The organism is Rhizobium sp. PL01 (assembly GCF_033447125.1).
Classification (GTDB): Bacteria; Pseudomonadota; Alphaproteobacteria; order Rhizobiales; family Rhizobiaceae; genus Pararhizobium.
Map to the genome: position 1 here is coordinate 309,925 of NZ_JAWQUM010000006.1, position 25,131 is coordinate 335,055.

Consider the following 25,131-nt stretch of genomic DNA (forward strand, 5'->3'; position numbering starts at 1 on the left):
CAACTCTGCCGTCCCGTGAATATTGCGATCTTGGCCTGCCTCAAACCTCTATACCCGTTTGAGGCAGGTTTCGGGATCCGGGAGGAGAGCCGAATGACCGGACTTCACGATGTCAGTCACCGACACGACGGTGGTGCGATGACGATTGCCAAACATCCCGTTCCCAAGGGCGAGCCGATCCTGGAATTGCGCGGCCTGCAGAAGAAATACGGTGCTGTCGAGGCGCTGAAGCCGGCAAATATCACCTTCCTTTCAGGCGAGGTCCACGCGATTGTCGGTGAAAACGGTGCTGGAAAATCGACGCTGATCAAGCTTCTGACCGGGGTTATTCGGCGAACCTCCGGCGAGGTTTTCTGGTGTGGCGATGCGGTGCAGCTCGCCACTCCCAACGAGGCGATTTCGCGCGGCATCAATGCCGTGCATCAGGAGGTGGTGCTTTGCCGCCACCTGTCGGTGGCGGCCAATATGTTTCTCGGCGACGAGATCAACAAGAACGGCCTGATGCGCAAGCGCGCCATGACCGATGCGGCACAGGCCGTACTCAATGATCTCGGATTCAACCTGCCGGCCGGCGCCCTTCTCAGCGACCTGACGATCGGCCAGCAGCAACTGGTCGCGACGGCGCGCGCGGCGATGCGCGGCACGCAGTTCCTGATTTTCGACGAGCCGACCGCCTATTTGACCCGTCAGGAATCGGCGCAGCTGTTCCGGCTTATTCGCCGGCTACAGGCTGAAGGCGTGACGATTGTCTACATCAGCCATCGCATGGAAGAGGTTTTCGAGCTTGCCGACCGGGTTTCGGTCCTGCGCGACGGCACCCATATCGGGACACGCAAGATCGCGGAGACTAATGATGCCGAGCTGATCTCGATGATGATCAACCGCACCATCGAGCAAATCTATCACAAGGAAACACTGCCCATCGGTGCGACGATCGTTGAAACGCGTGGTCTTTCCGGCCCGGGTTTTTCGGATGTTTCTCTGTCAGTGCGGGCAGGGGAAATCGTCGGGTTGTATGGCTTGATCGGTGCCGGACGCAGCGAGTTTGCGCTTGGGCTCTATGGCCGCCAGCCTTTGAGCGCCGGGGAAGTCTACTGGCAGGGCAGCAAGGTCAGGATCCGCAACGAGCGGGATGCGATGGACCTCGGCATTGCGCTGGCACCTGAAAGCCGCCGCGACCAGGGGCTCTGCCTCAATCTACCGATCGGCCTGAATATCAATCTACCGGTTTTCGACCGGCTGTCGCGCGGTCTGACCATCAATCGCGGACGCGAAATCGAGAATGCCGACCGCCAGATCAAGGACCTGAAGATCAAGACGCCGACGCGGCGTGTGCTGGCGTCCGCCATGTCCGGCGGCAACCAGCAGAAGATCGTCATCGGCAAATGGCTGAGCCATGGCGCCAAACTATTCATCTTCGATGAGCCGACCGTCGGCGTCGATGTCGGCACCAAGGCGGAAATCTACCGGCTGTTTGCAAGGCTTCTGGAGCAGGGAGCCGGCATCATCCTGATCTCGTCCTATCTCCCTGAGGTCTATGAGCTTTCAGACCGCCTGCATGTGTTCCGGCAGGGAAAGTTGGTCGCCAGCCATACCTATCGCAGCGCGTCGCATGAAGAAGTGCTGACCCAGGCAATCGGCGTCTAGCATCATGAAAAGACCGAATAAGAAAATGCGTGGAGGAAAGTCATGACCGTAGAGACGACGACGGAAACCGCACCGGTGCCGAAGAAAGGCATGAACATCCTGTTCGGCCTGACCTTGCTCGGGCTCTTGCTGTTTCTCTGGCTGCTCCTCGGCATCTCGACGACGAGTTTTTGGACTTCCAACAATATCAGCAACCTGCTGAGGCAGGGGTCGATGACCGCGATCCTCGCCGTCGGGCAGACATTTGTCATCATCACAGCCGGTATCGATCTTTCCGTCGGTGCCGTTGTCGGTTTCTCCAGCGTCACCGTCGCCTGGCTTTTGCAGCATGGCGTGCCGCTCTGGCCGGCCATGGGCATCACGTTGCTCGTCGGTGTGGCGATCGGCGCTTTCCATGCCTTCGGCATTGTGCGCATGGGGCTTCCTGCCTTCATCATCACGCTTGCGACGCTGACTTCGCTCCGCGGCATCGGCCTGCTGGTGACCAATGGTTCGACGATCTCGATCAGCGACGAGTCCTTCACAAACTTCTCGCGTGCCGATTTCCTCGGCATTCCCAGCCTGTTCTGGATGGTGATCGTTGTCGCGATACCGGCCTACATCTTTCTGCACCTCAGCCGCTGGGGTCGTTATCTCTTCGCCGTCGGCTCCAACAGTGAGGCGGCGCGTCTCTCCGGCGTCAATGTCAATCGGACGATCTACCTCGCATATATCCTGTCTTCGACCTGCGCTGCCTTCGTCGGCCTGCTGCTCGCCTCGCGCATCGGCATCGGCAATGCCACCCAGGCAGAAGGCTGGGAATTGCAGGCGATCGCCTCCTCGGTCATCGGCGGCACCAGCCTGTTTGGTGCGGTTGGCTCGGTGCACGGGCCGCTGCTCGGTGCCTTCATCCTGGCAACCATCAACAACGGTGCCAATCTGCTCAACGTCAATGCGTTCGTACAGCGGATCATCACCGGCGTGCTGATCATCGTCATTGTCTATTTCGACCAGCTGCGCCGCCGCGGTTCGCGCTGATCATTGCGGCATGCCCGGCCGGTCCGATCCCGGTCGGTTGCCGATTGTTATCTATCCATCTGTGAATTGAGACTGCAAGGAACTGTCTGCCATGAAAGCGGCTATCTGCCCGGAGCCCGGGCGCCTGGAGATCATCGACCAACCAGCGCCCGGTTCGCCGCCGAAAGGCTGGGCGCGGCTGGCGGTCAGCCATGTCGGCATCTGCGGCACCGACTATCATATTTTCGAGGGCAAACACCCCTATCTCGAATATCCGAGAGTTATGGGCCACGAGATCTCCGCAACGGTGATCGAATCCGGCGAAGGAGTTTTGCTGCCGCCGGGTACGCCGGTCATCGTCAATCCCTATTTGTCCTGCGGATCCTGCGTCGCTTGCCTGAAGGATAAGCCGAACTGCTGTACGGCAATTAAGGTTCTGGGTGTTCATACCAACGGTGCGCTGTGCGAGGAAATCCTCGTGCCCGAGACAAATCTCTATCCGGCTGGAGACCTTTCACTGGAGGCGGCGGCAACCGTCGAATTCCTGGCCATCGGCGCTCATGCGGTACGCCGTTCTCTTGCGCCTGCCGGATCACGGGCGCTGGTCATCGGTGCCGGGCCGATTGGCCTTGGAACGGCACTTTTCTCTCGCATCGCCGGTCATCAGGTGACGCTGCTCGATACCAGCGCAGAACGTTTGCAGATGGCGGCCGAGCGGTTGGGTTTTGCGGAAGGAATATTGGCGGGGGATGGCGCGCTGAAAGCCGTGCTGTCTGCCACGGATGGGGACGGTTTCGATGTAGTGTTCGATGCCACCGGCTTCGGTGGTTCGATGGAGAAATCCTTCTCATTCGTTGCACATGGTGGATGCCTGGTCTTCGTTAGCGTGGTGAAAGACGATATTCGCTTCTCTGATCCTGAATTTCACAAGCGGGAAATGATGCTGGTTGGCAGCCGCAATGCAACGCGGCAGGATTTCGAGCATGTAGCAGCATCGATCCGAGCCGGACATGTCCCGGTGTCGTCGTTGATCACGCATCGCACAACATTGGATGCTGTCGTCACGGATCTACCGCGCTGGGCGCATGAGAAGGCCGGGTTGATCAAGGCGGTGGTCAAGGTTTCGCAGTAGAGCACATCGCTGGAAGCAAGGCTCGGCCCTCTGCATTCATCGGAAAGCAGCCTCGGGCAAGCGTCTTTACGGACTATCAAGCCCTCAGTGACATGCTTGTGAAGGCCTTGTCATGAGGGCGTTGCGGCATATTTATTGCGCCGCACAAGAAAAGTGCTAATGTTTGCCTGACTTGCGGACACGAAAAACAAGAATTGCAGGGTTGCGTCCGGTTGGGAGCGGCGTTGTCGTTTACGGTAACAAGGAGAACGCTTCCGATGTTCTACCAGCTATACGAACTCAATCATGCGATGATGGCGCCCTGGCGCGCTGCGGCGGATGCTATGCGACTGGCCTACGCCAATCCGCTCAATCCTATTTCGCACACCTATATGGGCAGGGCCGCCGCTGCCGGTCTCGAGGTCTTTGAACGCACCACCCGCCGTTACGGCAAGCCGGAGTTCGGCCTTCCCGAGACCGTTATCGATGGTGTGCCGGTCGCGGTTCAGGAGCGCATCGTCTGGCGTGAGCCATTCTGCAATCTCATCCATTTTGAGCGTGCCGTGCCGAAGGGGAGAGCCTCCGATCCGAAGGTGTTGATCGTCGCGCCGATGTCTGGCCATTATGCAACGCTGCTGCGCGGTACAGTCGAAGCGCTGTTGCCGCAGTCGGATATCTATATCACCGACTGGATCGATGCCCGCACGGTGGCGTTGAGCGAAGGCACGTTCGACCTCGATGACTATATCGACTACGTCATCCAGATGCTGCATTTCCTCGGTCCGGACACTCATGTCATCGCGGTCTGTCAGCCGGCGGTGCCGGTTCTGGCTGCTGTGGCGCTGATGGAAGCCAATGACGACCCGCTGTCGCCATCGTCCATGACGCTGATGGGCGGGCCGATCGACACCCGCATCAATCCGACAGCAGTCAACCAGCTCGCCAAGGACAAGCCGATCGAGTGGTTCCGCGACAATGTCGTGATGCCGGTACCATTTCCGCAGACCGGTTTCATGCGTCCGGTCTATCCGGGCTTCCTGCAGCTGTCCGGCTTCATGTCGATGAACCTTGACCGCCACCTGACAGCGACCAAGGATTTCTTTGAGCATCTGGTCAAGAACGACGGCGACGCCGCCGAAAAGCACCGCGATTTCTACGATGAATATATGGCAGTGATGGATCTGACGGCGGAGTTCTATCTGCAGACCGTCGAGGTCGTCTTCATGCGTCATGCGTTGCCGAAGGGCGAGATGATGCACCGCGGCGTGCCTGTGGATACGACAGCGATCCGCAAGGTGGCGCTTTTGACAGTGGAAGGCGAGAACGACGATATTTCCGGCGTCGGCCAGACACAGGCGGCACAGACGATCTGCACCAATATCCCCGACAACATGCGCCTGCACTACATGCAGCCGGATGTCGGTCATTACGGTGTTTTCAACGGCTCGCGTTTCCGCCGCGAAATCGCGCCGCGCATCGCGGCATTCCAGCGCGAGCATGCCCGCAGCGCCAAGCCGGTGCGCCGGGTGATCAAGGGTGGAAAGACCGCCTGATCCATAAGTATATCGATTTCATAGATCGATATCAGAGGCTTGCCGGAATCTGCGGACAATTATCTTGCAGAGGGGCAAGCCTCTTCCCATCTCGTAATAAGCGGGCCCGAAGGAGAGGCCCACTTTTAGCGAGGACTTCTGAACATGAACCAATCTGCATTGATCCGTCCTGACTGGACGCCAGCGACCATTGCTATGATGGTGCTCGGTTTCGTGATTTTCTGGCCGCTTGGGCTCGCCATGCTTGCCTATATCCTGTTCGGCGAACGGCTGAAGAGCTTCAAGAAGGATGCCAACAACAGCGTTGATGGCTTTTGCTCATCCTTCAAGCGGAAGAGCCAGCGTTATGGCCGCCCGAACTTCGGCACCGGCAATGTTGCGTTCGACGACTGGCGCGATGCTGAGCTTTCCCGTCTCGACGAGGAACGCCGCAAGCTCGATGAAATGCGCGAACAGTTTGACGAGTATGCCCGCGAACTCCGCCGCGCCAAGGACCAGGAAGATTTCGACCGCTTTATGCGCGATCGCAATTCCGGAGGTTCCGGTTCGGTCCCGGGTTTCCCGGCCAACTGATTCAGCGATCAGACAGACAAACAAAACCGGCATCCCCAAAGGTGCCGGTTTTTCTTTTCTATGAAGTCTTGCTTGTTCAAGATCATGCGCCCTTCAAACGAATCGGTTATCAAGACACTCATGTTCTCCCTGCTTCGAAAACCGCGTCAGCCCAAATCTCCGCCACCACCGGTGACGCGGACGATTGATGTCGCCGGCAAGGTCATGCCGCTGACCATTCGGCAGAACGCCCGGGCGACGCGCATGACACTGCGCATCGAGCCAGGCGGCCGCGCCCTGAAGATGACCATTCCGGCCGGATTGCCCGAACGCGAGATCAACGCCTTCCTCGATCGCCATCAGGGGTGGCTGATGACCAAGCTTGCCCGGTTTTCCGGCGAGAGTGTTTTGGAAGAGGGCGGCACCATTCTTCTGCGTGGTATCGCCCACCGGATCGAGCGCACCGGCAAGCTGCGCGGCCTGACGGAAGCGGTGATCATCGATGACGAAGCGGTGCTGCTTGTCAGCGGTGCCGAGGAGCATCTACGCCGCCGGATTGCGGATTTCCTGAAGAAGGAAGCCCGCAAGGACCTGGAGCGGCTGGTTTCGAACTATGCGCGTATGGTCGGCCGCCAGGTAAAGTCCTTGAGCTTCAAGGATACCCGCAGCCGTTGGGGCTCCTGCGCCGCCGATGGTGCCCTGAGCTTTTCCTGGCGCATCGTCATGGCGCCGCCGAAGGTGATCGACTATCTCGCCGCCCACGAGGTCGCGCATCTGCGCGAGATGAACCACGGGCCGGATTTCTGGGATCTGTGCGAAGAGCTCTGCCCGGCGATGGACGATGCTAAACGCTGGCTGAAGCGCAACGGCACCATGTTGCACGCAATCGACTTCGATTGAGCCGGCCCGGCTTAACGCCGGTACTGATTGCCCAGCGCTTCCCTGATCTTCTCGTCCGTCTTGTACTGGCTGAGCGCATAGACCGACCAGATGGCGGCGGGAATCCAGCCGATCAGTGTAATCTGCAGGATGAGGCAGACAAAGCCCGCAATCGGCCGGCCGATAGTGAAAAACTGAAGCCAGGGCAGGATGATGGCAAGCAAAAGGCGCATGATGTTCTCCGTGATCGTTGCTGTCGATATGGGTCGATCACGAACCATATGCAATGGCTGAAGCGCTGTGGGTGCCTGTGTTTGGCGTGTTTTAGGCTCGACTCACGGCCCATTTCATGTCAGTTCGCTGTGCATGAAAACGGAAGTCAAAATTTGCGGACTGACGACTGCCGAGGCCGTGGATCGGGCCGTGGCGCTTGGCGCGCGTTACGTCGGCTTTATCTTCTTTCCGAAGAGCCCACGCAACATCGAGCCAGATGATGCTGGCCGACTGGCGGAGCGTATTCGCGGCAAGGCGAAGATCGTTGCTGTCACCGTCGATGCCGATAATGACGATCTCGACGAGATCGTTTCGGCGCTATCGCCGGACATTCTCCAGCTTCATGGTCATGAGAGCCCGCAGCGTGTTCTGAACGTCAAGGCTGTCTACGGATTGCCCGTCATCAAGGCATTGTCCATTCGCGAAGCCGATGATTTGAGGCGGATCGAACCTTATATAGGCATTGCAGACCGCTTCCTGTTCGATGCCAAGCCACCGAAAGGCTCCGATCTGCCGGGTGGTAATGGTGTGTCGTTCGACTGGAAGCTCTTGCACATGCTTGACGGAAGCGTCGATTACATGCTTTCCGGTGGTTTGAACGCGCTGAATATCGGTGAAGCCATGGTTCTGACAGGCACCAAGGCCATCGATACGTCCTCAGGCGTCGAAAGCGCACCGGGCGTCAAAGATCTGAAGCGTATGGAAGAGTTTTTCGATGCCATTGCCCGCGCCGAAGCGGATATGGCCGAAGCATCGGCAGGGAGAAGCAAGTGAACGAGACGCCAAACCTGAATTCGTTCAAGACCGGCCCCGACGAGGATGGCCGCTTCGGCATTTTCGGCGGCCGCTTCGTTGCTGAAACCCTGATGCCGCTGATCCTCGACTTGCAGGCTGAGTGGGACAAGGCCAAGACCGATCCGGAATTCCAGGCCGAGCTGAAGCATCTCGGTGCTCATTATATTGGCCGCCCGAGCCCGCTCTATTTCGCCGAGCGCCTGACCGAGCATCTCGGCGGCGCCAAGATCTATTTCAAGCGCGAAGAGCTGAACCATACCGGTTCGCACAAGATCAACAATTGCATCGGCCAGATCCTGTTGGCCAAGCGCATGGGCAAGACCCGCATCATCGCCGAAACCGGTGCCGGCCAGCATGGCGTGGCCTCCGCCACCGTTGCTGCCCGCTTCGGCCTTCCCTGCGTCGTCTATATGGGCGCAACCGATGTCGAGCGTCAGGCGCCAAACGTATTCCGCATGAAGCTGCTCGGTGCCGAGGTCAAGCCGGTAACGGCCGGTTCCGGCACGCTGAAGGATGCGATGAACGAAGCCCTGCGCGACTGGGTCACCAATGTCGACGACACCTATTACCTGATCGGCACCGCTGCCGGCCCGCATCCCTATCCGGAAATGGTCCGCGACTTTCAGTCGGTGATCGGCATCGAGGCCAAGCAGCAGATGCTGGAAGCCGAAGGCCGCCTGCCGGATCTGGTCATTGCTGCCGTTGGTGGTGGTTCGAATGCCATCGGCATCTTCCATCCGTTCCTTGATGACGAATCCGTCAAGATCGTCGGTGTCGAAGCTGGCGGTAAGGGACTGGACGGCGACGAGCATTGTGCGTCGATCACCGCCGGATCGCCAGGCGTCCTGCACGGCAACCGCACCTATCTGCTGCAGGACAGCGACGGCCAGATCAAGGAAGGTCATTCGATTTCGGCCGGCCTCGACTATCCCGGCATCGGTCCCGAACATTCCTGGCTCGCCGATATCGGTCGCGTCGAATATGTACCGATCATGGATCATGAGGCGCTGGAAGCGTTTCAGGTGTTAACCCGCCTTGAGGGCATCATTCCGGCACTGGAGCCGAGCCACGCGATCGCCGAGGTGATCAAGCGCGCACCGAAAATGGGCAAGGACGAGATCATTCTGATGAACCTCTCCGGCCGCGGCGACAAGGATATCTTCACCGTCGGCAAACTGCTTGGAATGGGGCTGTAAGAGCATGACCGCACGCATGGACAAACGATTCGCCGATCTGGCCACTGAGGGCCGCCCGGCACTGGTCACCTATTTCATGGCCGGGGATCCGGATTTCGACACGTCGCTGGCGATCATGAAGGCCCTGCCTTCGGCCGGTTCCGATATCATCGAGCTCGGAATGCCTTTTTCCGACCCTATGGCCGATGGTCCTGCGATCCAGCTGGCCGGCCAGCGCGCCTTGAAGGGCGGGCAGACACTGGTCAAGACCCTGGAAATCGCCCGCCGCTTCCGCGAAGACGATCAGGACACGCCGATCGTCCTGATGGGCTACTACAACCCGATCTATATCCATGGCGTCGAGCGCTTCCTTGATGATGCGCTGGCGGCTGGTATCGACGGCCTGATCGTTGTCGATCTGCCGCCGGAAATGGATGACGAGTTATGCATCCCGGCCTTGAAGAAGGATATCAACTTCATTCGCCTGGCGACGCCAACCACCGACGACAAGCGGTTGCCGAAGGTTCTCGAAAATACCTCCGGTTTCGTCTATTATGTCTCGATGAACGGTATCACCGGCTCGGCTCTGCCGGATCCCACTGTTGTCGGCAGTGCCGTGCAGCGGATCAAAGGCCATACGAAACTTCCGGTCTGTGTCGGCTTCGGCGTCAAGACGGCTGAACATGCCCGCGCCATCGGCGCTTCGGCCGACGGCGTGGTCGTTGGCACCGCTATCGTCAACCAGGTGGCGTCAAGCCTCACCGAGGACGGAAAATCAACAGGGGCAACGGTACCGGGCGTGGAAACGCTGGTGCGTGGCCTCGCAGCCGGCGTTCGTTCCGCGAAACTTGTCGCGGCCGAATAAATGCCCATATTCTGGGTCACGACCGGTTTTGACTATTCAGGAGTTTGGATTTGAACTGGATCACAAATTACGTTCGACCGAAGATCAACTCGATGCTCGGTCGCCGGGAAGTTCCGGAAAATCTCTGGATCAAATGCCCGGAAACCGGCGAGATGGTGTTTCACCGCGATCTCGAGGAAAACAAATGGGTCATCCCCGCATCCGGCTTCCATATGAAGATGCCGGCCAAAGCACGGTTGAAGGACCTGTTCGATGACGGTGTCTACGAAGCCCTGCCGCAGCCGAAGGTGGCGCAGGACCCGTTGAAGTTTCGCGATTCGAAGAAATATGTCGATCGTCTGCGTGACAGCCGCATCAAGACCGATCTTGAAGACACGATCGTTGCCGGTGTCGGCCGCTGCCGTGGCGTCAAGCTCGTCGGCGTCGTGCATGAATTCAACTTCATGGGCGGTTCGCTCGGCATGGCCGCCGGCGAAGCGATCGTCAAGGCGTTCGAAAAGGCGATTGCCGAGAAATGCCCGCTGGTGATCTTCCCGGCTTCGGGCGGCGCCCGCATGCAGGAAGGCATCCTGTCACTCATGCAGCTACCGCGCACAACGGTTGCGGTTCAGATGCTCAAGGAAGCTGGCCTTCCCTATATCGTCGTGCTGACAAACCCGACGACGGGTGGCGTGACCGCCTCCTATGCCATGCTGGGTGATCTGCATCTGGCCGAACCGGGTGCCGAAATCTGCTTCGCCGGCAAGCGCGTGATCGAACAGACCATCCGCGAAAAGCTGCCGGAGGGTTTCCAGACATCGGAATACCTGATGGAACACGGCATGATCGACATGGTCATCAAGCGTCACGATATTCCTGACACGCTCGCTCGCGTGCTGAAAATCCTGATGAAGAAGCCGGTCGATGCTGCCAAGCTCAATGGCAGTGCTGCACTTGCCGCCATTCCGATGGCAGCCAGCGCCTGAGCTTCAAAATACTAGGGGCGGCCGGGAGTGTCCCGGGCGCCCGTTCACGATTGGATCATTTGGGATTGGCGCGTCTTGAGCGCGCTTGAATGAGCGCCCGGCGCTCCAGCGGCAGTTGGAGAAGCGGTGATGACGACGGCGCAAATCAGCGAAGCGGGACAGGAAATCGACAAGCTGCTTGCTCTTCATCCGAAGGGCTTCGATCTGTCGCTTGACCGCATTACCCGGCTTCTCGATGTGCTCGGCAATCCGCAGGATAAGCTCCCACCGGTGATCCACGTGGCCGGCACCAACGGCAAGGGCTCAGTTACGGCCTTTTCCCGCGCTATCCTGGAGGCGGCAGGCCTCAGTGTCCACGTTCACACCTCTCCGCATCTGGTCAACTGGCATGAGCGTTATCGCATCGGCAAGAAGGGCGAACGCGGCGCGCTGGTTAGCGATGCCGTTCTGGCCGATGCCGTCCGCCGCGTCGGTGAGGCCAATGGCGGTCAGAAGATCACCGTTTTCGAAATCCTGACAGCCGTCACCTTCGTGCTGTTTGCCGAACACCCCGCCGATGTCGTCATTATCGAAGTCGGCCTCGGTGGCCGTTTCGACGCGACCAATGTCATCAAGACCCCCGCCGTTTCCGTCATCATGCCGATCTCGCTCGATCATCAGGCCTATCTCGGCGATCGTGTCGAGCTGATTGCGGCTGAAAAGGCCGGGATCATGAAGCGCGGCTGCCCGGTGGTGATCGGTCATCAGGAGGAAGACACTGCGCGCGACGTGCTCATCTCTATCGCTGAACGGCTGAAATGCCCGGTCTCGGTCTACGGGCAGGACTTCATGGCGCATGAGGAGTTTGGCCGTCTGGTCTATCAGGATGAATTCGGTCTTGCCGATTTGCCGGTACCGCGTCTGCCGGGCCGCCATCAATATGCCAACGCCGCCGCCGCCATCCGTGCGGTGAAGGCTGCGGGTTTTGATGTGTCCGATGCCGTCATCGACAAGGGATTGGTCACCGTCGAATGGCCGGGCCGGTTGCAGCGGTTGACCGAAGGCAATCTGGTCCGTCTGGCCCCGCAAGGGTCGGAAATCTGGGTGGATGGCGGGCACAATCCGGGCGCTGGCCAGGTCATCGCCGAAACAATGGCCAATCTGGAGGAACGTGATCCGCGGCCGCTGTTCCTGATCATCGGAATGATCAACACCAAGGATCCGGTGGGATATTTTCAAGCGTTCAAGGGCCTGGCTGAACAGGTCTTTACCGTGCCGATCCGCGCCTCGGATGCTGGCATAGATGCGGTGGCACTCGCCGACGATGCAGCTTCTGCCGGGTTCGAGGCAGGCGCGATGGCAACTGTGGCCGAGGCGCTCGGTGCCATCACCGCGATGTTCAACGATGACCCGGCCGCGCCCCGCATCCTGATTGGCGGCTCGCTTTATCTGGTCGGCGACGTTCTGGCCGACAACGGCACCCCGCCACGGTAAATGGTTGCGCCGCCGATTTGAGTTCCTGAGCAGAGAAACAAATGTACGACAACAATCCTGTAGTGCCCGAGGGCTATTCGCCCATCCCACCCGGCAAGGTCGCCAATGTGGTGACATTTCTGGAAATGCGAACGCGCCCGGCACAATTGCCCGGTTTGCCGGAGTTGCCGCTTAGCCTGGTGCGCCTCGGCCCGCAGAACCTTGATATCTACCGTCACCTGTTTCGCGAGGTCGGCGAGGACTGGCTGTGGGTGTCGATGCTGGAGATCGGCGATGAAGAGGTGCGCGGCATTCTCGCTAACCCATCGGTGGAGACCTATGCGTTGCGCGATGGTGACAGCGATATCGGTCTGGTCGAGCTTGACTTTCGCGTGACCGGCGAATGCGAAGTGGTTTATTTCGGTGTGATCAAGGACGCGATCGGCAAGGGAACGGGACGTCTCCTGATGAACCAGGCGATCGCCAAGGCGTGGGCGCAGCCGATTGATCGCTTCTGGCTGCACACCTGCACATTCGATCACCCGGCCGCCATGGGGTTCTATCAGCGTTCGGGCTTCAAGCCTTACAAGCTGATGGTCGAGGTCCATGACGATCCGCGGCTGATGGGCCTGCTGCCGAAAACCGCTGCCCCGCATGTGCCATTGCTCTAAGCTGCAACCAGCACTGAGTGATTGATAGACATAAAAAAAGCCCGGTTTCCCGGGCTTTTTGTTTAAATCTGAATGTTACTTACGCAGCAGCGTTGGAAATCCAGGAGGTCAGGGCCGTCTTCGGTGCAGCACCGACCTTGATGTCGGCGACTTCGCCGGCCTTGAACATGGCGAGAGTCGGGATAGAGCGCACGCCATACTGGGCGGCGATTTCCGGGTTCTCGTCGATGTTGACCTTGGCAACCTTGACCTTACCGGCCATTTCAACGGAAATTTCTTCCAGGCTCGGAGCGATCATCTTGCACGGGCCGCACCATTCGGCCCAGAAATCCACGATGACAGGCTCGACGGAGTTCAGGACTTCGTCCTGAAAATTGGAAGTATCGACTTTTACGGTAGCCATAGGCTGCTCCTTGGTTTCGAAATCGGCGTTCTTCGAACGGTTATCCATCATGTGATGGTTGAGCGTCAGCTTTTCAATCCCATTCCTATCTCACTTTGTCGCGAGGTCCACAAGACTCCGATCAAGCATCGTCTGTGGCAGGGTGAGAACGGTAGGGCCACCGGTGTAAATCAAAGCACACTGGATGATGTGATCGGGGTAGAGCGGTTCCAGCAGGGCGCGATAGATCGCCAACTGTGCCCTGTAGACCAAGGGAACCGCTTCGGCGGAAGCCGGGACTTCACGGTTGGTCTTGAAGTCGGCAATGATCACCGTGTTGCCGGATACAGCCATCCGGTCGATTCGGCCGGAAACCGCAAAATCCCTGGTGCCGAGCTTGAGCGTGCCCATGACGGACACCTCCGCCCGGCTGCCTTCAGAAAACAGCGCGGCGAGGTCCGGATGATCGATCACGTTCAGAACCGATTCGGTCAGCGCTTGCCGTTGCGGCGCAGACCAGCGCGGAACGGAGCGCAGCAGATAACGCTCAGCCGCCGCCCGGCGCTCATCCGGTGCGATCGATGGCAAGACCTGCAGGAACCGGTGCAGGATTGCGCCGCGCAGCAACGATGTGTCGGCGCCAGGCTTTTGGGAGAACAAGGCAGATCCGACAATAGGACTTCCGTCCTCTTCATCAATGACGGCACCCGCGCCGGAAGGGCTGAGCGGCCGGGGCAAATGTTTCTGCGGCGGCAATGGCTGCAGCAGTGCCGGCGGCAGGCCCATGCGTTGAGTCTCCACCGTCTCCTCGCCGTCCTCCCTGGTCTGCAGATCGCGGCTCAGCGAGGAAACCTGCCAGCGATAACCGGTCCACTCCTGATCCCCGGCGGCAAATGTCATCGGCGCGCTGCGGCCGCGCTCATCAGCGGACAGGCTCGCGGTCACCATCGCATGCCAGCTTTCGGGATTGCCGCGCTTACCCTGATAGCCGCAAACGATTAACCGGTCGGCCGCGCGCGTCATGCCGACATAGAGAAGCCGGCGGTATTCTTCTTCCGCCGCTGTTTTCAGCCGCTCCGTATCTGCATCCACCAGCGTGGTGGATGCAGCGCCCGGCGGACGCCAGACGGGTAGCGGCATCGTGTCCTGATGATCGTCCTGCTTGATCATTCTGAGGCCGGAGACATGCTGTGAATTAAAAGCCTTGCCGCCGCCATCGACCAGGAAGACCACCGGCGCTTCCAGTCCCTTGGCCGCGTGGACGGTCATGATGCGAACTTCGTTACGTTCCTTGTCCTGTTCGCGCTTGACCGTCGGTGCTTCCATCTCCAGGCCGGAAATGAAGGCCTGCAGGCCGGGAAGGCCGTTCTTTTCATGGTCGAGCGCAAAGGTCAGGAATTCGTCGAGGATGTCGCTGACTTCGGTGCCGAGCCGTCCGAGGTAGGCAGCGCGTCCGCCATCCTGGCCGAGGATCTGCGCGTAGAAATCATGAACGGGCAGGGTGCGCGACAGCGATCTGTAGCGCTGCAGTTTCTGCAAGGCGAGATGATACCGGCTTGTCTCGTCAGCACCGAAGTCCAGCAGGTTTTTCCAGACACTGACCGATGATGGCCTTCCCACCGCCAGTGCGGCGATATCGTCCTCGCCAAGATTGAACAACGGGCTCTTCAAAACTGCCGCCAGCGACAGGTCGTCCTGTGGCAGAAGCACGAAGCGGCCAAGCGCCATCAGATCCTGCACGGCGATATGGTTGGTCAGCACCAGCCGGTCGGCGCCGGCAACAGGAATATTCTGCCGCGTCTTCAGGGCCCGCGTCAGAGCGTTGACGAAGGCATCGCGCTTTCGCACCAGCACAATGATATCGCCCGGCTGCATCGGCCGTTTGACACCCTTTTCGATCACCGTTTCCTTGCCGATCCAGTCGGCAAGGACATTGGCGATGCGCTGGGCCAGAATGTTGGCCGGCGCATCCTCCGGCGTCGCATCGAAGGCGGCCGTCCAGTCGTCTTCCTGAATGCTGTCGGCCGGCGCGATCGTGTCCCAGACCTCAACCAGTCCCGGATGGCCGATCCGGTTGGAAGCGTGCACCACGGCATCGTTTCGGGCGCTGAGGCCGCGGGCATGGACCGGATTTTCAAATACGGCATCGACGGCAGAGAGCACGTCTTCGGTGGATCGGAAGGAAAGCTGCAGCCGGATTGGGCTGAAAGCCTTGCCGCCATCGCGGACCCGCCGTTCGGTCTCGGTGCTTTCGTCGGAAAACCGCTCGGGCCGGGCGCCCTGAAACGAATAGATCGACTGCTTCTCGTCGCCAACGGCAAACATCGTCCGGTTGCCACCGCGCGCCGTCTCACCGGAAAAGAAATCCTCGGCCAGCGACTGGATGATTGTCCATTGCACCGGACTGGTATCCTGTGCCTCGTCGACGAGGATATGGTCGATGCCCTGGTCGAGCTTGTAGTGGATCCAGCGGCTGACGTCGCCGCGCGACAGAAGCGTCGCCGTACGGTTGATCAGGTCGTCAAAGTCCAGTTGGCTGCGACCTTTCTTGATATCCTCATAGTCATTGTTCAGCCGGTCGGCGAGCACCAGCGCGGCCTTGGTGGCTTCGAACATGGAAATCAGGTTGAGCCGGTCGGTCGCAGCGACGACATGGTCGCGCGCGGCGTTGACGAGGTCTTCCAGATCCGGCGCCTTGTCGCGCATGCCTTTTGACAGAAAAGCCGAATCCGCTTTCGGCTTGCCGGCCTGAGTGAAGAACAATCCATTCAGCACATTGTAGCGTTGCAGCGGATCAGCGAGCTTCGCGACTGCGCGCAGGCCATCGGCGAACTCGGTAACCTTGGCGCCACCGGCGGAAAGCGCCATGCTGATATAGCGTTCGAGCGCCGCGCCGTTCAGACCCTTTAGCGGCCAGAATCCGGCTAATGCTGTTTGTGTTGTCTCATCGTGATCGAGGCCAAGCGCTTGGCGAAGCGCCGGATCGATACCACCATTACTGGCGGCTCCATCGAGAAAAAGCTGGATCGGCGTGCGTTGCGCAACGATGGCCGACAGAAGTTTTTCAAGTCCGGTATCGTCGGCAAGGTCGAGAACCGTTGCAAAAGCTTCCGTCAGTTCCACATCGTCTTCGCTCGCCGTTGCCGTCAACAGCGCCCGCCGTGCATCGGCCAGAAGCGTGGCAGAGGCGCGGTCGTCGAGCACCGAGAAATGGCCGGCAACATTCGCCTCCAACGGAAACTGGTGCAGTAGCGCTTCGCAGAAAGCGTGGATCGTCTGGATCTTCAAACCGCCAGGCGTCTCAAGCGCACGCGCGAACAGCCGCCGGGCCTCCTGGCGTTTCAAAAGATCCGGCCGCTCGCCCTCGATGGCCGCGATCCGGTCATCCAGAGCGTCATCGTCCAGCGTCACCCATTCGGCCAGCCGCTCGAACACACGGTTGGACATTTCCGATGCGGCTGCCTTGGTATAGGTCAAGCAGAGAATAGCCGACGGCCGGCAGCCGGCCAGCAGAAGCCGGATAACGCGCTGGGTCAGAACATGCGTCTTGCCAGAGCCGGCATTGGCGGAAACCCAGGCCGAGCGGGCAGGATCTGAGGCCAGTGCCTGCTTGGCTGAAGTCCAATCCAGCCAGGCCTGTGGCGTCGGCTCGAGCGGGCCGAAATCGTCATCCTTCATTGCTGTCATCCTCGCCTTCCGCCGTCGCCCATTCGGCAACCCGTGCCAGATGATCATACTCGCCGCCGTAATCGCGCTCCTTTTGCACGATCAGCCGGGAGGCAAAGCCGTATTTACCGCTCATCAGGGCGGCAAGAAGCCCGGTCAACTCCTTCAGCGAATCCTCCGCCAGTTGCTCTGCAGACTTGGTCTCGACATTGGCGCGGGCCTTGGCATGCTCGTTGTTGACTTCCTGAACGGCAAATCGTTCGCCGGGTTTGAGGCGGACATAAAGAAGCGATAGCGGGCGTTTTGCGCCCGCCTTCTGGAAAGCACCGGCCTTCAGCGCCGCTGCTTCCAAAGCCAGTTGTGGATCGAGCAGGGCGCGGGCCTCGTTGATCGAGGGGGTCGATCCCGTCTTGTAATCGACGATCACGGCGCTGCCGTCACCAAGAATATCAATTCGGTCGGCAATCCCGGTCAGCTTGATGTCGGAAACGCCAAGCTCCATCGAGGCATAGAGTTCGGTGAAACTCTTGCGGATATCGGCCTGACGGCTGATTTCCCAGTCGATAAAGGCCCTGCCAACGGCAGCGAAGCGCGGCCTCCAGACGATATCGATCTGGGCGGGTAGGGCCTGTTCGTCAAAAGCTTCATTGAGAATCCGGCTCATTTCCACCTGCGCTTCCGGCGATGCAGCATCCAGCTGGGCGCGTACGAAACGTTCGACGATCTTGTGGTACAACGTGCCGCGTTCGGCAGCACCGGGATCACGGTTGAAGGGTTCGATCGGCTGCAAGCGCAGGATTCGCCGCGCGTAAACGGCATAGGGATCGCGCCGTAGCCGGCTCACTTCGCTGAAGGAATAGCTTCGTGGCTGATGCTCAGCCGGAGGCTTCGGCTCCGGCCTTTTGGCCAGCGGCTGGGTGACGCCCTGATCGAGCATGCCGGCCCATTGCTGATAATCCCTGCCATTTTCGCGCAACGCCGCTGCAAATGCCTTGCCACCCACCGCGAGAAGCCTCTGCAGCCAGCGGGATGCAACGGTCGGCGTCGCACCCTTGCGCATGGCGCGGGTCAAAATAAGCTTGCGGGTGCCGCAGGCCATCTGGAAATCGTGTGCCAGCTGGCCGATCCGCCGCTCCGGCGGTTCCAGTCCCATCGAGGTTTTCATCGTTCGCGACAGGAACGGATCGTTGGCCGTTTGGCCCGGCCATGTGCCTTCGTTCATGCCACCGAGAACCACGAGATCGACGCTCTGCAGGCGGGATTCGAGCGCGCCGAAAATGAACACGCGCGGATGGCGCATCGAGCGCGGCTTGATCGATTCGCTTGCCGAAAGCGCCTCGACAATGTCGCTCCATTGCGGCCCGTCAGCGGTCAGCTGGCCTTCTGTATCGATGACGGAGCGCAACTGTGTCGCCAATGCTTCGCCGGCTTCACCCGACCAGAGCCCGGCAAGGCTGCCCTGTTCATCAATGGCGGCCGCTTCCAGAGCAGCACCCGTTTTCTCGGCCCATTGTGAAAGTGGCAAGGCTGCGGTCAGCCCGCGGCCGCTTCTGTGGTGGCGTACCAAGGTACCCGCCAGAGGCTCGGCTGCCGCCGCGATGCGCCGGGCAAGATCACGGGCCTGCGCGATGGCCTCATCATCGATATGTCCGCGCCATTCCGGCAGATGCCTCTTGCCGATTTCTTGCTGCAATGTCTGATCAATAAGGGTTTCAAGCTCGGAAATATCGGCGCTGCCGGTGCCGCCGCGCAGAGCCATCAGCTCCAGCGTCGCCGCCGCCACATTCATCGCCTCGGCGGAGAGGCCAAACCGGGCTAGCGGATGCTTCAGAAGCGCCACAATCGATACCGGATCGCCCGGCCGCAAAGCCGCTTCGAGCAGCAGACGCGCAAGACTGCCAGGGCCAGTGGAAGAAAGCGGCGTACCGGCGGAATCGTCGGCTTCGATACCGAAGCGCATCAGTTCAGCGGCAACCCGCCGTGCGAGGTCGCGGTCGGGAGTGATCAGGGCCGCCTGGCTTTCCTCATTGCCGTGCAGCGCCAGACGAAGGGCAATGGCGATGGCGGTCGCCTCTTCGCGTTCATTGGCTGTTTCGATCAGCGCCGCGTCGGCAAAGGCAGCCGTCAGCCGGGCGGGATCAACGTCACTGCGTATCGCCGTCCAGCTGCTGGTCGCCTGAACAGGCAGAAGAGCGTGGGAAATCAGCTCTGCGCGGTAATCGAGATCAGTATCCGAAATACCGAGAACCGCAACATCCTGCCGTGAAACCTCCATGCGTTTCAGCAGGCGGAAGAAGCCGTATTGCGGGTGGCTGCGGCTTGCCGGATCAGGTCTGCCCGGACGCTTTTCAGTCTCCGGCGCGATCATCATCCATTCGGCATCGCTCATCGTCTGGTCGAGGCCGGGAAGGACAATGGTGCCGTTCGGAAGTTTTTGGATGGCGGCAATCAGTTTGGCAGTTGCCGGGATGGAGCCGGTGGAGCCGGCAATGATGATCGGGCCGGCGACCTTGCCGCTGGCGATGCGCTGGGCCTCGGCATCCAGAATAGCGTTGCGATGGCGGGCGGGGGAGGATTGCTTCAGTTCCTCCAGCCGTGCCGGCCAATACATGCTGGCGATCTTGAGAAACGCCAGCGTCAGCTGCCACCAGAGGGCATGGTCGGCATCATCGAGCATGTCGAGTGCGTTCCAGTCCAGTTCCTCCGTTTCCATCGCATCGATGATTTCGGAGAGATTGCGCGCCAGCCAGATGGCGTCGGCGGGGCTGGCCGGTGCAATCAGCGGGCTTTCCGCGTGTACGTCGAGCACAGCCTTCGGTAGCTGGTTTCGCCAGGCAAGGATGAGGCAACCAAGCTCGATCAGCCGGGCGATGTTGGGCAAAGGTGGCGCGAGATCGAGGATCGCCGGGATTTCGGCGTCGAAGAAGCCGCTGTCGTCATCGGTTTCACCCAGCGCCCGGATCATCGGAAGGATCGCCGAGCGCCCGCCAAGGCAATCCACCAGCTCGGAGCGCAGCACGCGTGCCGAGCGCCGGGTCGGCACGAAAATGGTCACGCCGGCAAGCGACAGGGGATCGGCCGCATCGTAGCGAAAACCTGGGATCAGATCGCCTGAACACAGTTTTTCGACCAAAGTCTTCAGGAATGGAAGGCCAGGCGGAATGGTGAAGACGTTGGAGACAGTATCCGTCACGTCGTCAGCCTCCCACTTCGAACTGGTGGATGACAGCCTCGGCTTGTCCCACTGCGTCGGGCGTTCCGACCGTCAGCCAATGACCGTCGAGACCGATGCCGAAAAGCCTGTTTTGCTCGATTGCTCGGTCGAAATAGATATTGAGGTTGAAGGCATCATCCGGGGCATCGGCGAAAAGGCGGCTGTTCAGCGCTATTGCACCCGCATAGACGACAGGATTGTCCATGCCGTCCTTGTAGCGTGAAAGCTGTCCATCCGGGCCGAGCGAGAAATCCAGCTTGCCATTGTGTCCGGTCGTGTCCTCGTTGCGCACGCAGAGAAGCGCCATGTCCATGGTTTCTGGGTCGAAGAAGGATGCGAGGTGTTGAAGATTGGAAGGCGCCCCCGGCTTTTCTCCAACCCAGAACAGGTCGGCATTCATCACCAGAACCGGACCTTCCGGCAGCAGCTTCAGTCCTTTGACTAGGCCGCCACCGGAGTTCATCAATGCCGCCCGCTCGTCGGAAATGATGATGCTTGGCCGGCTTCGTTTTGCCAGGTGTGCTTCCATCCGATCGGCGAAATGATGAACGTTGACCGCTGCCGTCGTCACGCCCGCAGCCTCCAGCAAGTCCAGCACATAGTCGATCATCGGCCTGCCAGCGATCGGAACCAGCGGTTTCGGCATGGTGTCGGTGATAGGGCGCAGGCGGGTTCCAAGCCCCGCAGCAAGCACCATGGCGTTTTCGATGATGGACATGGCAGCACGTATTCCACTGAAGCTTCGGCCGCTGATTCGGCCTAAAGGATTCCAGCCTTTATGCACCAATCGCGCAAGGGCGCGAGCGCTTCGTGCTGGAGCGCCACTTCAAGGTAGGAGAATGTTCGCGGCATGTGCTTCATATAGAAGGGTTTTCCGTCGCGCTGCATCAGCCGCACCCAGATGCCAACAAGCTTGCAATTGCGCTGCGCGGACATCAGGTGCCAGTCACGCCGGAACATCGTCTCGTCGAACGGGCCAAGAGCATCGCGCTCGGCGCAATAAAGCGACAACATCGCGTCGCGCAGATCCGGCTCGATCGTGACACGCGCATCCTGCGAGATGGAGGCGACGTCATAGGCGGTCGGCCCGATCATCGAATCCTGGAAATCGATGATGCCGATGCGGTCAAAGCCGGACCGGCCTTCACGCCAGATGATGTTCGGCGAATGGAAGTCGCGCAGCAGCAGTTTCTTTTCCGATGAGCCTAGCAGATCGATCAGATGGTCCCAGACGGCGAAATAGCTGGCACGCTCGGCATCGGAAGCCGTGTTGCCGCGTTTCCAGGGCAGGTACCAGTCGATCAGCAAGCTGGTCTCGATCTTCATCGCGGTGCGATCGAAATCAGGGATGTTGTGGGTGACGGACCCGAGCGAAATATCCCGTGTCACCGGTTGCGCATGCAGATGCGCAAGCGCTCGGACGCTTTCCAGATAGCGTTCGTCAATCGGCTGCCCCTCGGCATCGAGAATGCCGTCACTGCCGAGGTCTTCGATCAGTAGGATGCCTGCGTCGAGGTCGCTTTCATAGATATCCGGCGCGCAAAACCCCTTTTCCCTGATATCGCCGGCGATGGCGACGAAGGGGATAACGTCCTCGGCCAGATGGGCAAGCTGCTGGTAATATTTGCCGTCCTGAAGGATGGGGCCGGGCGTGTGTCGGGCCGAGTCCATCAGGATGCGTGCCGGTTCCCCGGGCCTGAAAATACGTTCATAGGCACGCGCCGAAGCATCACCGCTCAGGTGGCGGCGCTTCGCATGTCCGTATCCGCGTTCTCTGAGGAAGGCGCGGATAGTGAGGCTGCGCTCGATCCGCGCAAGGGCTGCGGCTTCACCGGTGATCGAAACGACACGCCCGTCGCCGAGGTGAGAAAACGTGGCGGTCAAACGCGACTTCGGCAGCGCCGAAAGCGCATTCTCGGGCCATTCCACCAGGCAGATACCCTCGGACAGAGCCTCATCAAATCCCAACTCATCGAGTTCCGACACATCGGCCAGCCGGTAGAGATCGAAATGCGAAACGGGAATGCGCAGCTCGTAGCTCTGCACCAGCGTGAAGGTGGGGCTTGGAACCTCCAGTGCTTCATCATCGGCCATGGCCCTGAGAAAGGCGCGCGCCAATGTCGACTTACCTGCTCCGAGATCACCCGATAGCGCAAGGCAGTCGCCGGCCTTCAAAGCCAGCGCTAGGTCCTCGCCGAGCTCGATCGTGGCCGCCTCGTCCGTGAGGGTGAGCTCGATCACCTGCATTATTCCGCTGCGGCGATTTTCGGCAGATCGCCGGATGGGATGCGGCAGGTTACTTCCGTGCCTTCGCCTTCGCGGCTGCGGATCGATACGGTGCCGTGGTGGAGGCTGACGAAGCTTTCGACGATTGACAGGCCAAGGCCCGCGCCGCCGTGCTGGCCATGACTCTCGAAACGCTTGAACACGGTGTCGAGAACATCCTGCGGAATGCCGGCACCATTATCGGTAACGCTGAAGACAAAATCGCTGCTCTCGCGGCGGCATTTCAGGCTGACCGTGCTGCCATCGGGCGCAAAATTGGCGGCATTGGTCAACAGCTTGATGAGGATCTGCTTCAGCCGCTGGTGATCGGCGACGAACAGGCCAAGCATATCCGGTGTGTCGATTTGCAGCGTGACAGCGCTTTCCTGCAGCCTGTCGGCCATCTGCAGCGACACTTCATCGAGGAAATCCGTCAGGTTGATTTCCGACAGGTCGAGTTCGACGATACCGGCATCGACGGTGGCAAGATCGAGGATGTCGTTGACGATCGTCAGAAGCAGCGAAGATGAAGTCGAGATGTGATCGACATATTCCGCCTGCCGCTCCGTCAGTGATCCGAAAGCCGGCGTCTTCAGGAGATCGGCAAACCCGATAATATTGGTAAGCGGCGATCGCAGCTCATAGGACACGTGCTGGACGAAGTCGTTCTTCAGATGGTCTGCCATCCGAAGCGCATCGTTCTTTTCCGTGAGCGCGCGCTCGACCCGAGCGCTGTCGGTGATGTTGACGAAGGTCAGCATGGTCTGGGCGTTGGGCAGCGGAATGACGGCGAAATCGAGGATCAACCCGGTCCGCAACTCCAAAATCCCCTGACAGGACGGGCGTTCGTCATCAAAGCTGGTGATGAGATGCGAAAACCGCTTCCAGCCGTCCGGCTGGTCGTAGGATGGCGCGCAGGCCTGCTCGATGGCGCGAATATGCGTGCCGGGCTTCGCCTCGATCTCGCTGACGCCCCAAAGAGCGCGGAAGGCCGGGTTGGACAGCTTGATACGGCCGTCGGGGCCGAACACCGCAACGCCTTCCGATAGATGGTCGATGGTTTCGCCTTGGACCTGCACCAGCGTGTTGTAGCGGGTTTCCAGATCAACCTTTTCCGTCAGGTTTTCAAACACCCAGGTTGCGCCGCCCTGTGGGCGGGCAGTTGCGAACACGCGCAGGGTCTGGCCGTTGGGCAGGTGCCAGAGATCGGACTGCGTCTCGATCGCCTGATAGACGGCGAGAGCCGCGTCTTTCCACTGTTTCCAGTTGAGCTGTTCCGGCAGCTTTCCGACGGCGCGCAGCCGGTCGAGGATCTCGCCGTTGCCCGGCTTGCGCTCGAGGAAGCCCATGTCCAGGTCCCATAGGCGCTGGAAAGCCTGATTGTAGAATTGCAGTTGCTGGCTGCCGTCGAAGATCGCGACTGGCGTTGCCAGATGATCGAGCGTTTCGGCATGGCTCTTCAGGGTGCGGTTGAGTTCTTCGCGCACAGCCTCGGCGTCGGAGATGTTGATCGCCATCCCTGCCGAGCCGCTGGTGCTCTTGGTGTCCACGACGTCGAAGAACGTCCGGTTTCCGCGCACGACGGTGGAAACCTTCTCGCGATAGGGCGAATCGTAAGTGCTCATGACGCGGATTTTTTCACGCGCGACTGTTGCGAGAAGCTCGCGGCTCTCCTTGACAGCGGCGGAGGGATCGGTGGCCTCAACGGCTTCGGCGTAAGCTTCGTTCACCCACAGAATGGTGCCGTCCGGCCCGCGCTGCCAGACAGGCAGGTCGATCGCATCGAGCAGTGTATTCAGATTGGACAGCGCGCCGTGCAGGTGGTCGCGTTCCATTTTCACTTCCGCAAGCTCGGCCCGCAGATTGTTCAGTGCGACAAACCGGACGAAGGCGCGGCCGCCGGATACGCGGCCTTGGGCTTCGATGATTTCGCTACGGGTGGTTTCTACGATGAGGTCAAAGCTCTCGGCATTCGAGCGCAGCCGTTCGATAGCCTTTTCCAGCTCGGATGCCGATTGCGATTTAATCCAGCGGCCGAAAGCGAGGAAATCGCGGTCATCCTGTGGCGCGCCGGTTTCGGCGGGCAGCTGGCCGAGAAATTCGGGTTTGTTCGACTGGCCTTCCCAGACGACGATGCGGCGGTTCTTGTCGGCAATCAGCGCCTGGAAACGCGAAATCCGGTGGTTTGCATCGGCCAGTGCCGTGTTCAGCTCGCGGTTTTCTGTCTCCATATTGCCGCGCTGGCGGATCAACCATATGGCGGAGAGCATTGCCGCAGAAATGATGCCGATGAGGACGGAAAAGGTCACGACTTCGGACGAGCCGAAGAGGTTGGCTGTCGCCACACCCTCAGCCGCTGCAAAAGCCGGCCAGGCGAAAGCCACCAGCGTCGAGCTTGCCATGAACCGGCGCAACAAGGACGGAATCCGGCCGCCAGCGCGTTTCAAAGGACCTGTTTCCATGGCGTGCTTCCCCGTTTGCACCACACATGATCGATGCGCCGGAAAATCCGAATCACGCGATCATCTGTGTATTCAATACTTTGAAGCGTGCCCCGGCCTTTCGGCGGAGTCCGTTCAAAGCTCATTGGTCCGGTTGCAAATCGCCACGCAGTGCTAAATCGAAATCCCGCCAAAGCAGGCCTCGTTCAATTCCGATTGCAGTCCGGCA

General features: G+C 59.9%; 19 protein-coding genes. 12 read left to right on the top strand and 7 right to left on the bottom strand.

From position 1 onward, the window contains the following. Window positions 1–93: 93 nt before the first annotated feature. The 6 genes from R6X40_RS16805 (at window position 94) to R6X40_RS16830 (ending at window position 6,759) form a co-directional block, all read left to right on the top strand. Window positions 94–1,647 (top strand): sugar ABC transporter ATP-binding protein, encoded by a 1,554-nt coding sequence (locus R6X40_RS16805; RefSeq protein ID WP_318414927.1) that lies wholly within the window; start codon window positions 94–96, stop codon window positions 1,645–1,647. Window positions 1,648–1,689: 42 nt separating this feature from the next. Next, window positions 1,690–2,664, top strand: a complete 975-nt coding sequence (locus R6X40_RS16810) for an ABC transporter permease (protein ID WP_318414928.1) — start codon at window positions 1,690–1,692, stop codon at window positions 2,662–2,664. Between the two features lie 91 nt (window positions 2,665–2,755). Beyond that, window positions 2,756–3,775, top strand: a complete 1,020-nt coding sequence (locus R6X40_RS16815) for a zinc-binding alcohol dehydrogenase family protein (RefSeq protein WP_318414929.1) — start codon at window positions 2,756–2,758, stop codon at window positions 3,773–3,775. Between the two features lie 257 nt (window positions 3,776–4,032). Then, window positions 4,033–5,307, top strand: a complete 1,275-nt coding sequence (phaZ, locus tag R6X40_RS16820; protein WP_318414930.1) for a polyhydroxyalkanoate depolymerase — start codon at window positions 4,033–4,035, stop codon at window positions 5,305–5,307. Window positions 5,308–5,451: 144 nt separating this feature from the next. After that, entirely contained in the window at window positions 5,452–5,880 is a 429-nt protein-coding gene (locus R6X40_RS16825; RefSeq protein WP_318414931.1) for a DUF2852 domain-containing protein, read from the top strand. A gap of 120 nt (window positions 5,881–6,000) precedes the next feature. Beyond that, window positions 6,001–6,759, top strand: a complete 759-nt coding sequence (locus tag R6X40_RS16830) for a SprT family zinc-dependent metalloprotease (RefSeq protein WP_318414992.1) — start codon at window positions 6,001–6,003, stop codon at window positions 6,757–6,759. Between the two features lie 11 nt (window positions 6,760–6,770). On the opposite strand, the gene R6X40_RS16835 is transcribed toward R6X40_RS16830, so the two are convergent. Next, window positions 6,771–6,971 (bottom strand): YqaE/Pmp3 family membrane protein, encoded by a 201-nt coding sequence (locus R6X40_RS16835; protein ID WP_318414932.1) that lies wholly within the window; start codon window positions 6,969–6,971, stop codon window positions 6,771–6,773. A 133-nt stretch (window positions 6,972–7,104) separates the two neighbouring features. Between R6X40_RS16835 and R6X40_RS16840 the strand changes: the two genes are divergently transcribed. The 6 genes from R6X40_RS16840 to R6X40_RS16865 all read left to right on the top strand — a co-directional run bounded on the left by R6X40_RS16840 (window position 7,105) and on the right by R6X40_RS16865 (window position 12,934). Next, a complete protein-coding gene (locus R6X40_RS16840; RefSeq protein WP_318414933.1) occupies window positions 7,105–7,785 on the top strand; it encodes a phosphoribosylanthranilate isomerase in 681 nt (226 codons plus the stop codon). Next, window positions 7,782–9,002 (top strand): tryptophan synthase subunit beta, encoded by a 1,221-nt coding sequence (gene trpB / locus R6X40_RS16845; RefSeq protein ID WP_318414934.1) that lies wholly within the window; start codon window positions 7,782–7,784, stop codon window positions 9,000–9,002. The genes R6X40_RS16840 and trpB overlap by 4 nt, the downstream gene beginning before the upstream one ends. 4 nt (window positions 9,003–9,006) lie before the next feature. Next, window positions 9,007–9,846 (top strand): tryptophan synthase subunit alpha, encoded by an 840-nt coding sequence (gene trpA, locus R6X40_RS16850; RefSeq protein ID WP_318414935.1) that lies wholly within the window; start codon window positions 9,007–9,009, stop codon window positions 9,844–9,846. Between the two features lie 50 nt (window positions 9,847–9,896). Continuing rightward, on the top strand, window positions 9,897–10,811 hold the full coding sequence (accD, locus tag R6X40_RS16855; RefSeq protein WP_318414936.1) for an acetyl-CoA carboxylase, carboxyltransferase subunit beta: 915 nt from the start codon (window positions 9,897–9,899) through the stop codon (window positions 10,809–10,811). Between the two features lie 129 nt (window positions 10,812–10,940). Next, window positions 10,941–12,284: a folylpolyglutamate synthase/dihydrofolate synthase family protein gene (locus R6X40_RS16860; RefSeq protein ID WP_318414937.1), complete on the top strand. Its 1,344-nt coding sequence runs from the start codon at window positions 10,941–10,943 to the stop codon at window positions 12,282–12,284. 41 nt (window positions 12,285–12,325) lie between these two features. After that, entirely contained in the window at window positions 12,326–12,934 is a 609-nt protein-coding gene (locus tag R6X40_RS16865; protein ID WP_318414938.1) for a GNAT family N-acetyltransferase, read from the top strand. A gap of 79 nt (window positions 12,935–13,013) precedes the next feature. Here R6X40_RS16865 and trxA read toward each other — a convergent pair whose 3' ends face one another. The 6 genes from trxA to R6X40_RS16895 form a co-directional block, all read right to left on the bottom strand. After that, window positions 13,014–13,337 (bottom strand): thioredoxin, encoded by a 324-nt coding sequence (trxA, locus tag R6X40_RS16870; protein WP_060640366.1) that lies wholly within the window; start codon window positions 13,335–13,337, stop codon window positions 13,014–13,016. A 90-nt stretch (window positions 13,338–13,427) separates the two neighbouring features. Next, the gene (addA, locus tag R6X40_RS16875; protein WP_318414994.1) at window positions 13,428–16,994 is read right to left on the bottom strand and encodes a double-strand break repair helicase AddA; all 3,567 of its coding nucleotides are present in this window, start codon (window positions 16,992–16,994) and stop codon (window positions 13,428–13,430) included. Then, on the bottom strand, window positions 16,984–20,175 hold the full coding sequence (addB, locus tag R6X40_RS16880) for a double-strand break repair protein AddB (RefSeq protein ID WP_318414939.1): 3,192 nt from the start codon (window positions 20,173–20,175) through the stop codon (window positions 16,984–16,986). The genes addA and addB overlap by 11 nt, the downstream gene beginning before the upstream one ends. Before the next feature lie 4 nt (window positions 20,176–20,179). Next, on the bottom strand, window positions 20,180–20,914 hold the full coding sequence (locus tag R6X40_RS16885; protein ID WP_318414940.1) for a nucleotidyltransferase family protein: 735 nt from the start codon (window positions 20,912–20,914) through the stop codon (window positions 20,180–20,182). A 41-nt stretch (window positions 20,915–20,955) separates the two neighbouring features. Further along, window positions 20,956–22,443: a tRNA (adenosine(37)-N6)-threonylcarbamoyltransferase complex ATPase subunit type 1 TsaE gene (gene tsaE, locus R6X40_RS16890; RefSeq protein ID WP_318414941.1), complete on the bottom strand. Its 1,488-nt coding sequence runs from the start codon at window positions 22,441–22,443 to the stop codon at window positions 20,956–20,958. Continuing rightward, on the bottom strand, window positions 22,443–24,923 hold the full coding sequence (locus R6X40_RS16895) for an ATP-binding protein (RefSeq protein WP_318414942.1): 2,481 nt from the start codon (window positions 24,921–24,923) through the stop codon (window positions 22,443–22,445). Before R6X40_RS16895 ends, tsaE begins: the two co-directional genes overlap by 1 nt. Between the last annotated feature and the right edge of the window lie 208 nt (window positions 24,924–25,131).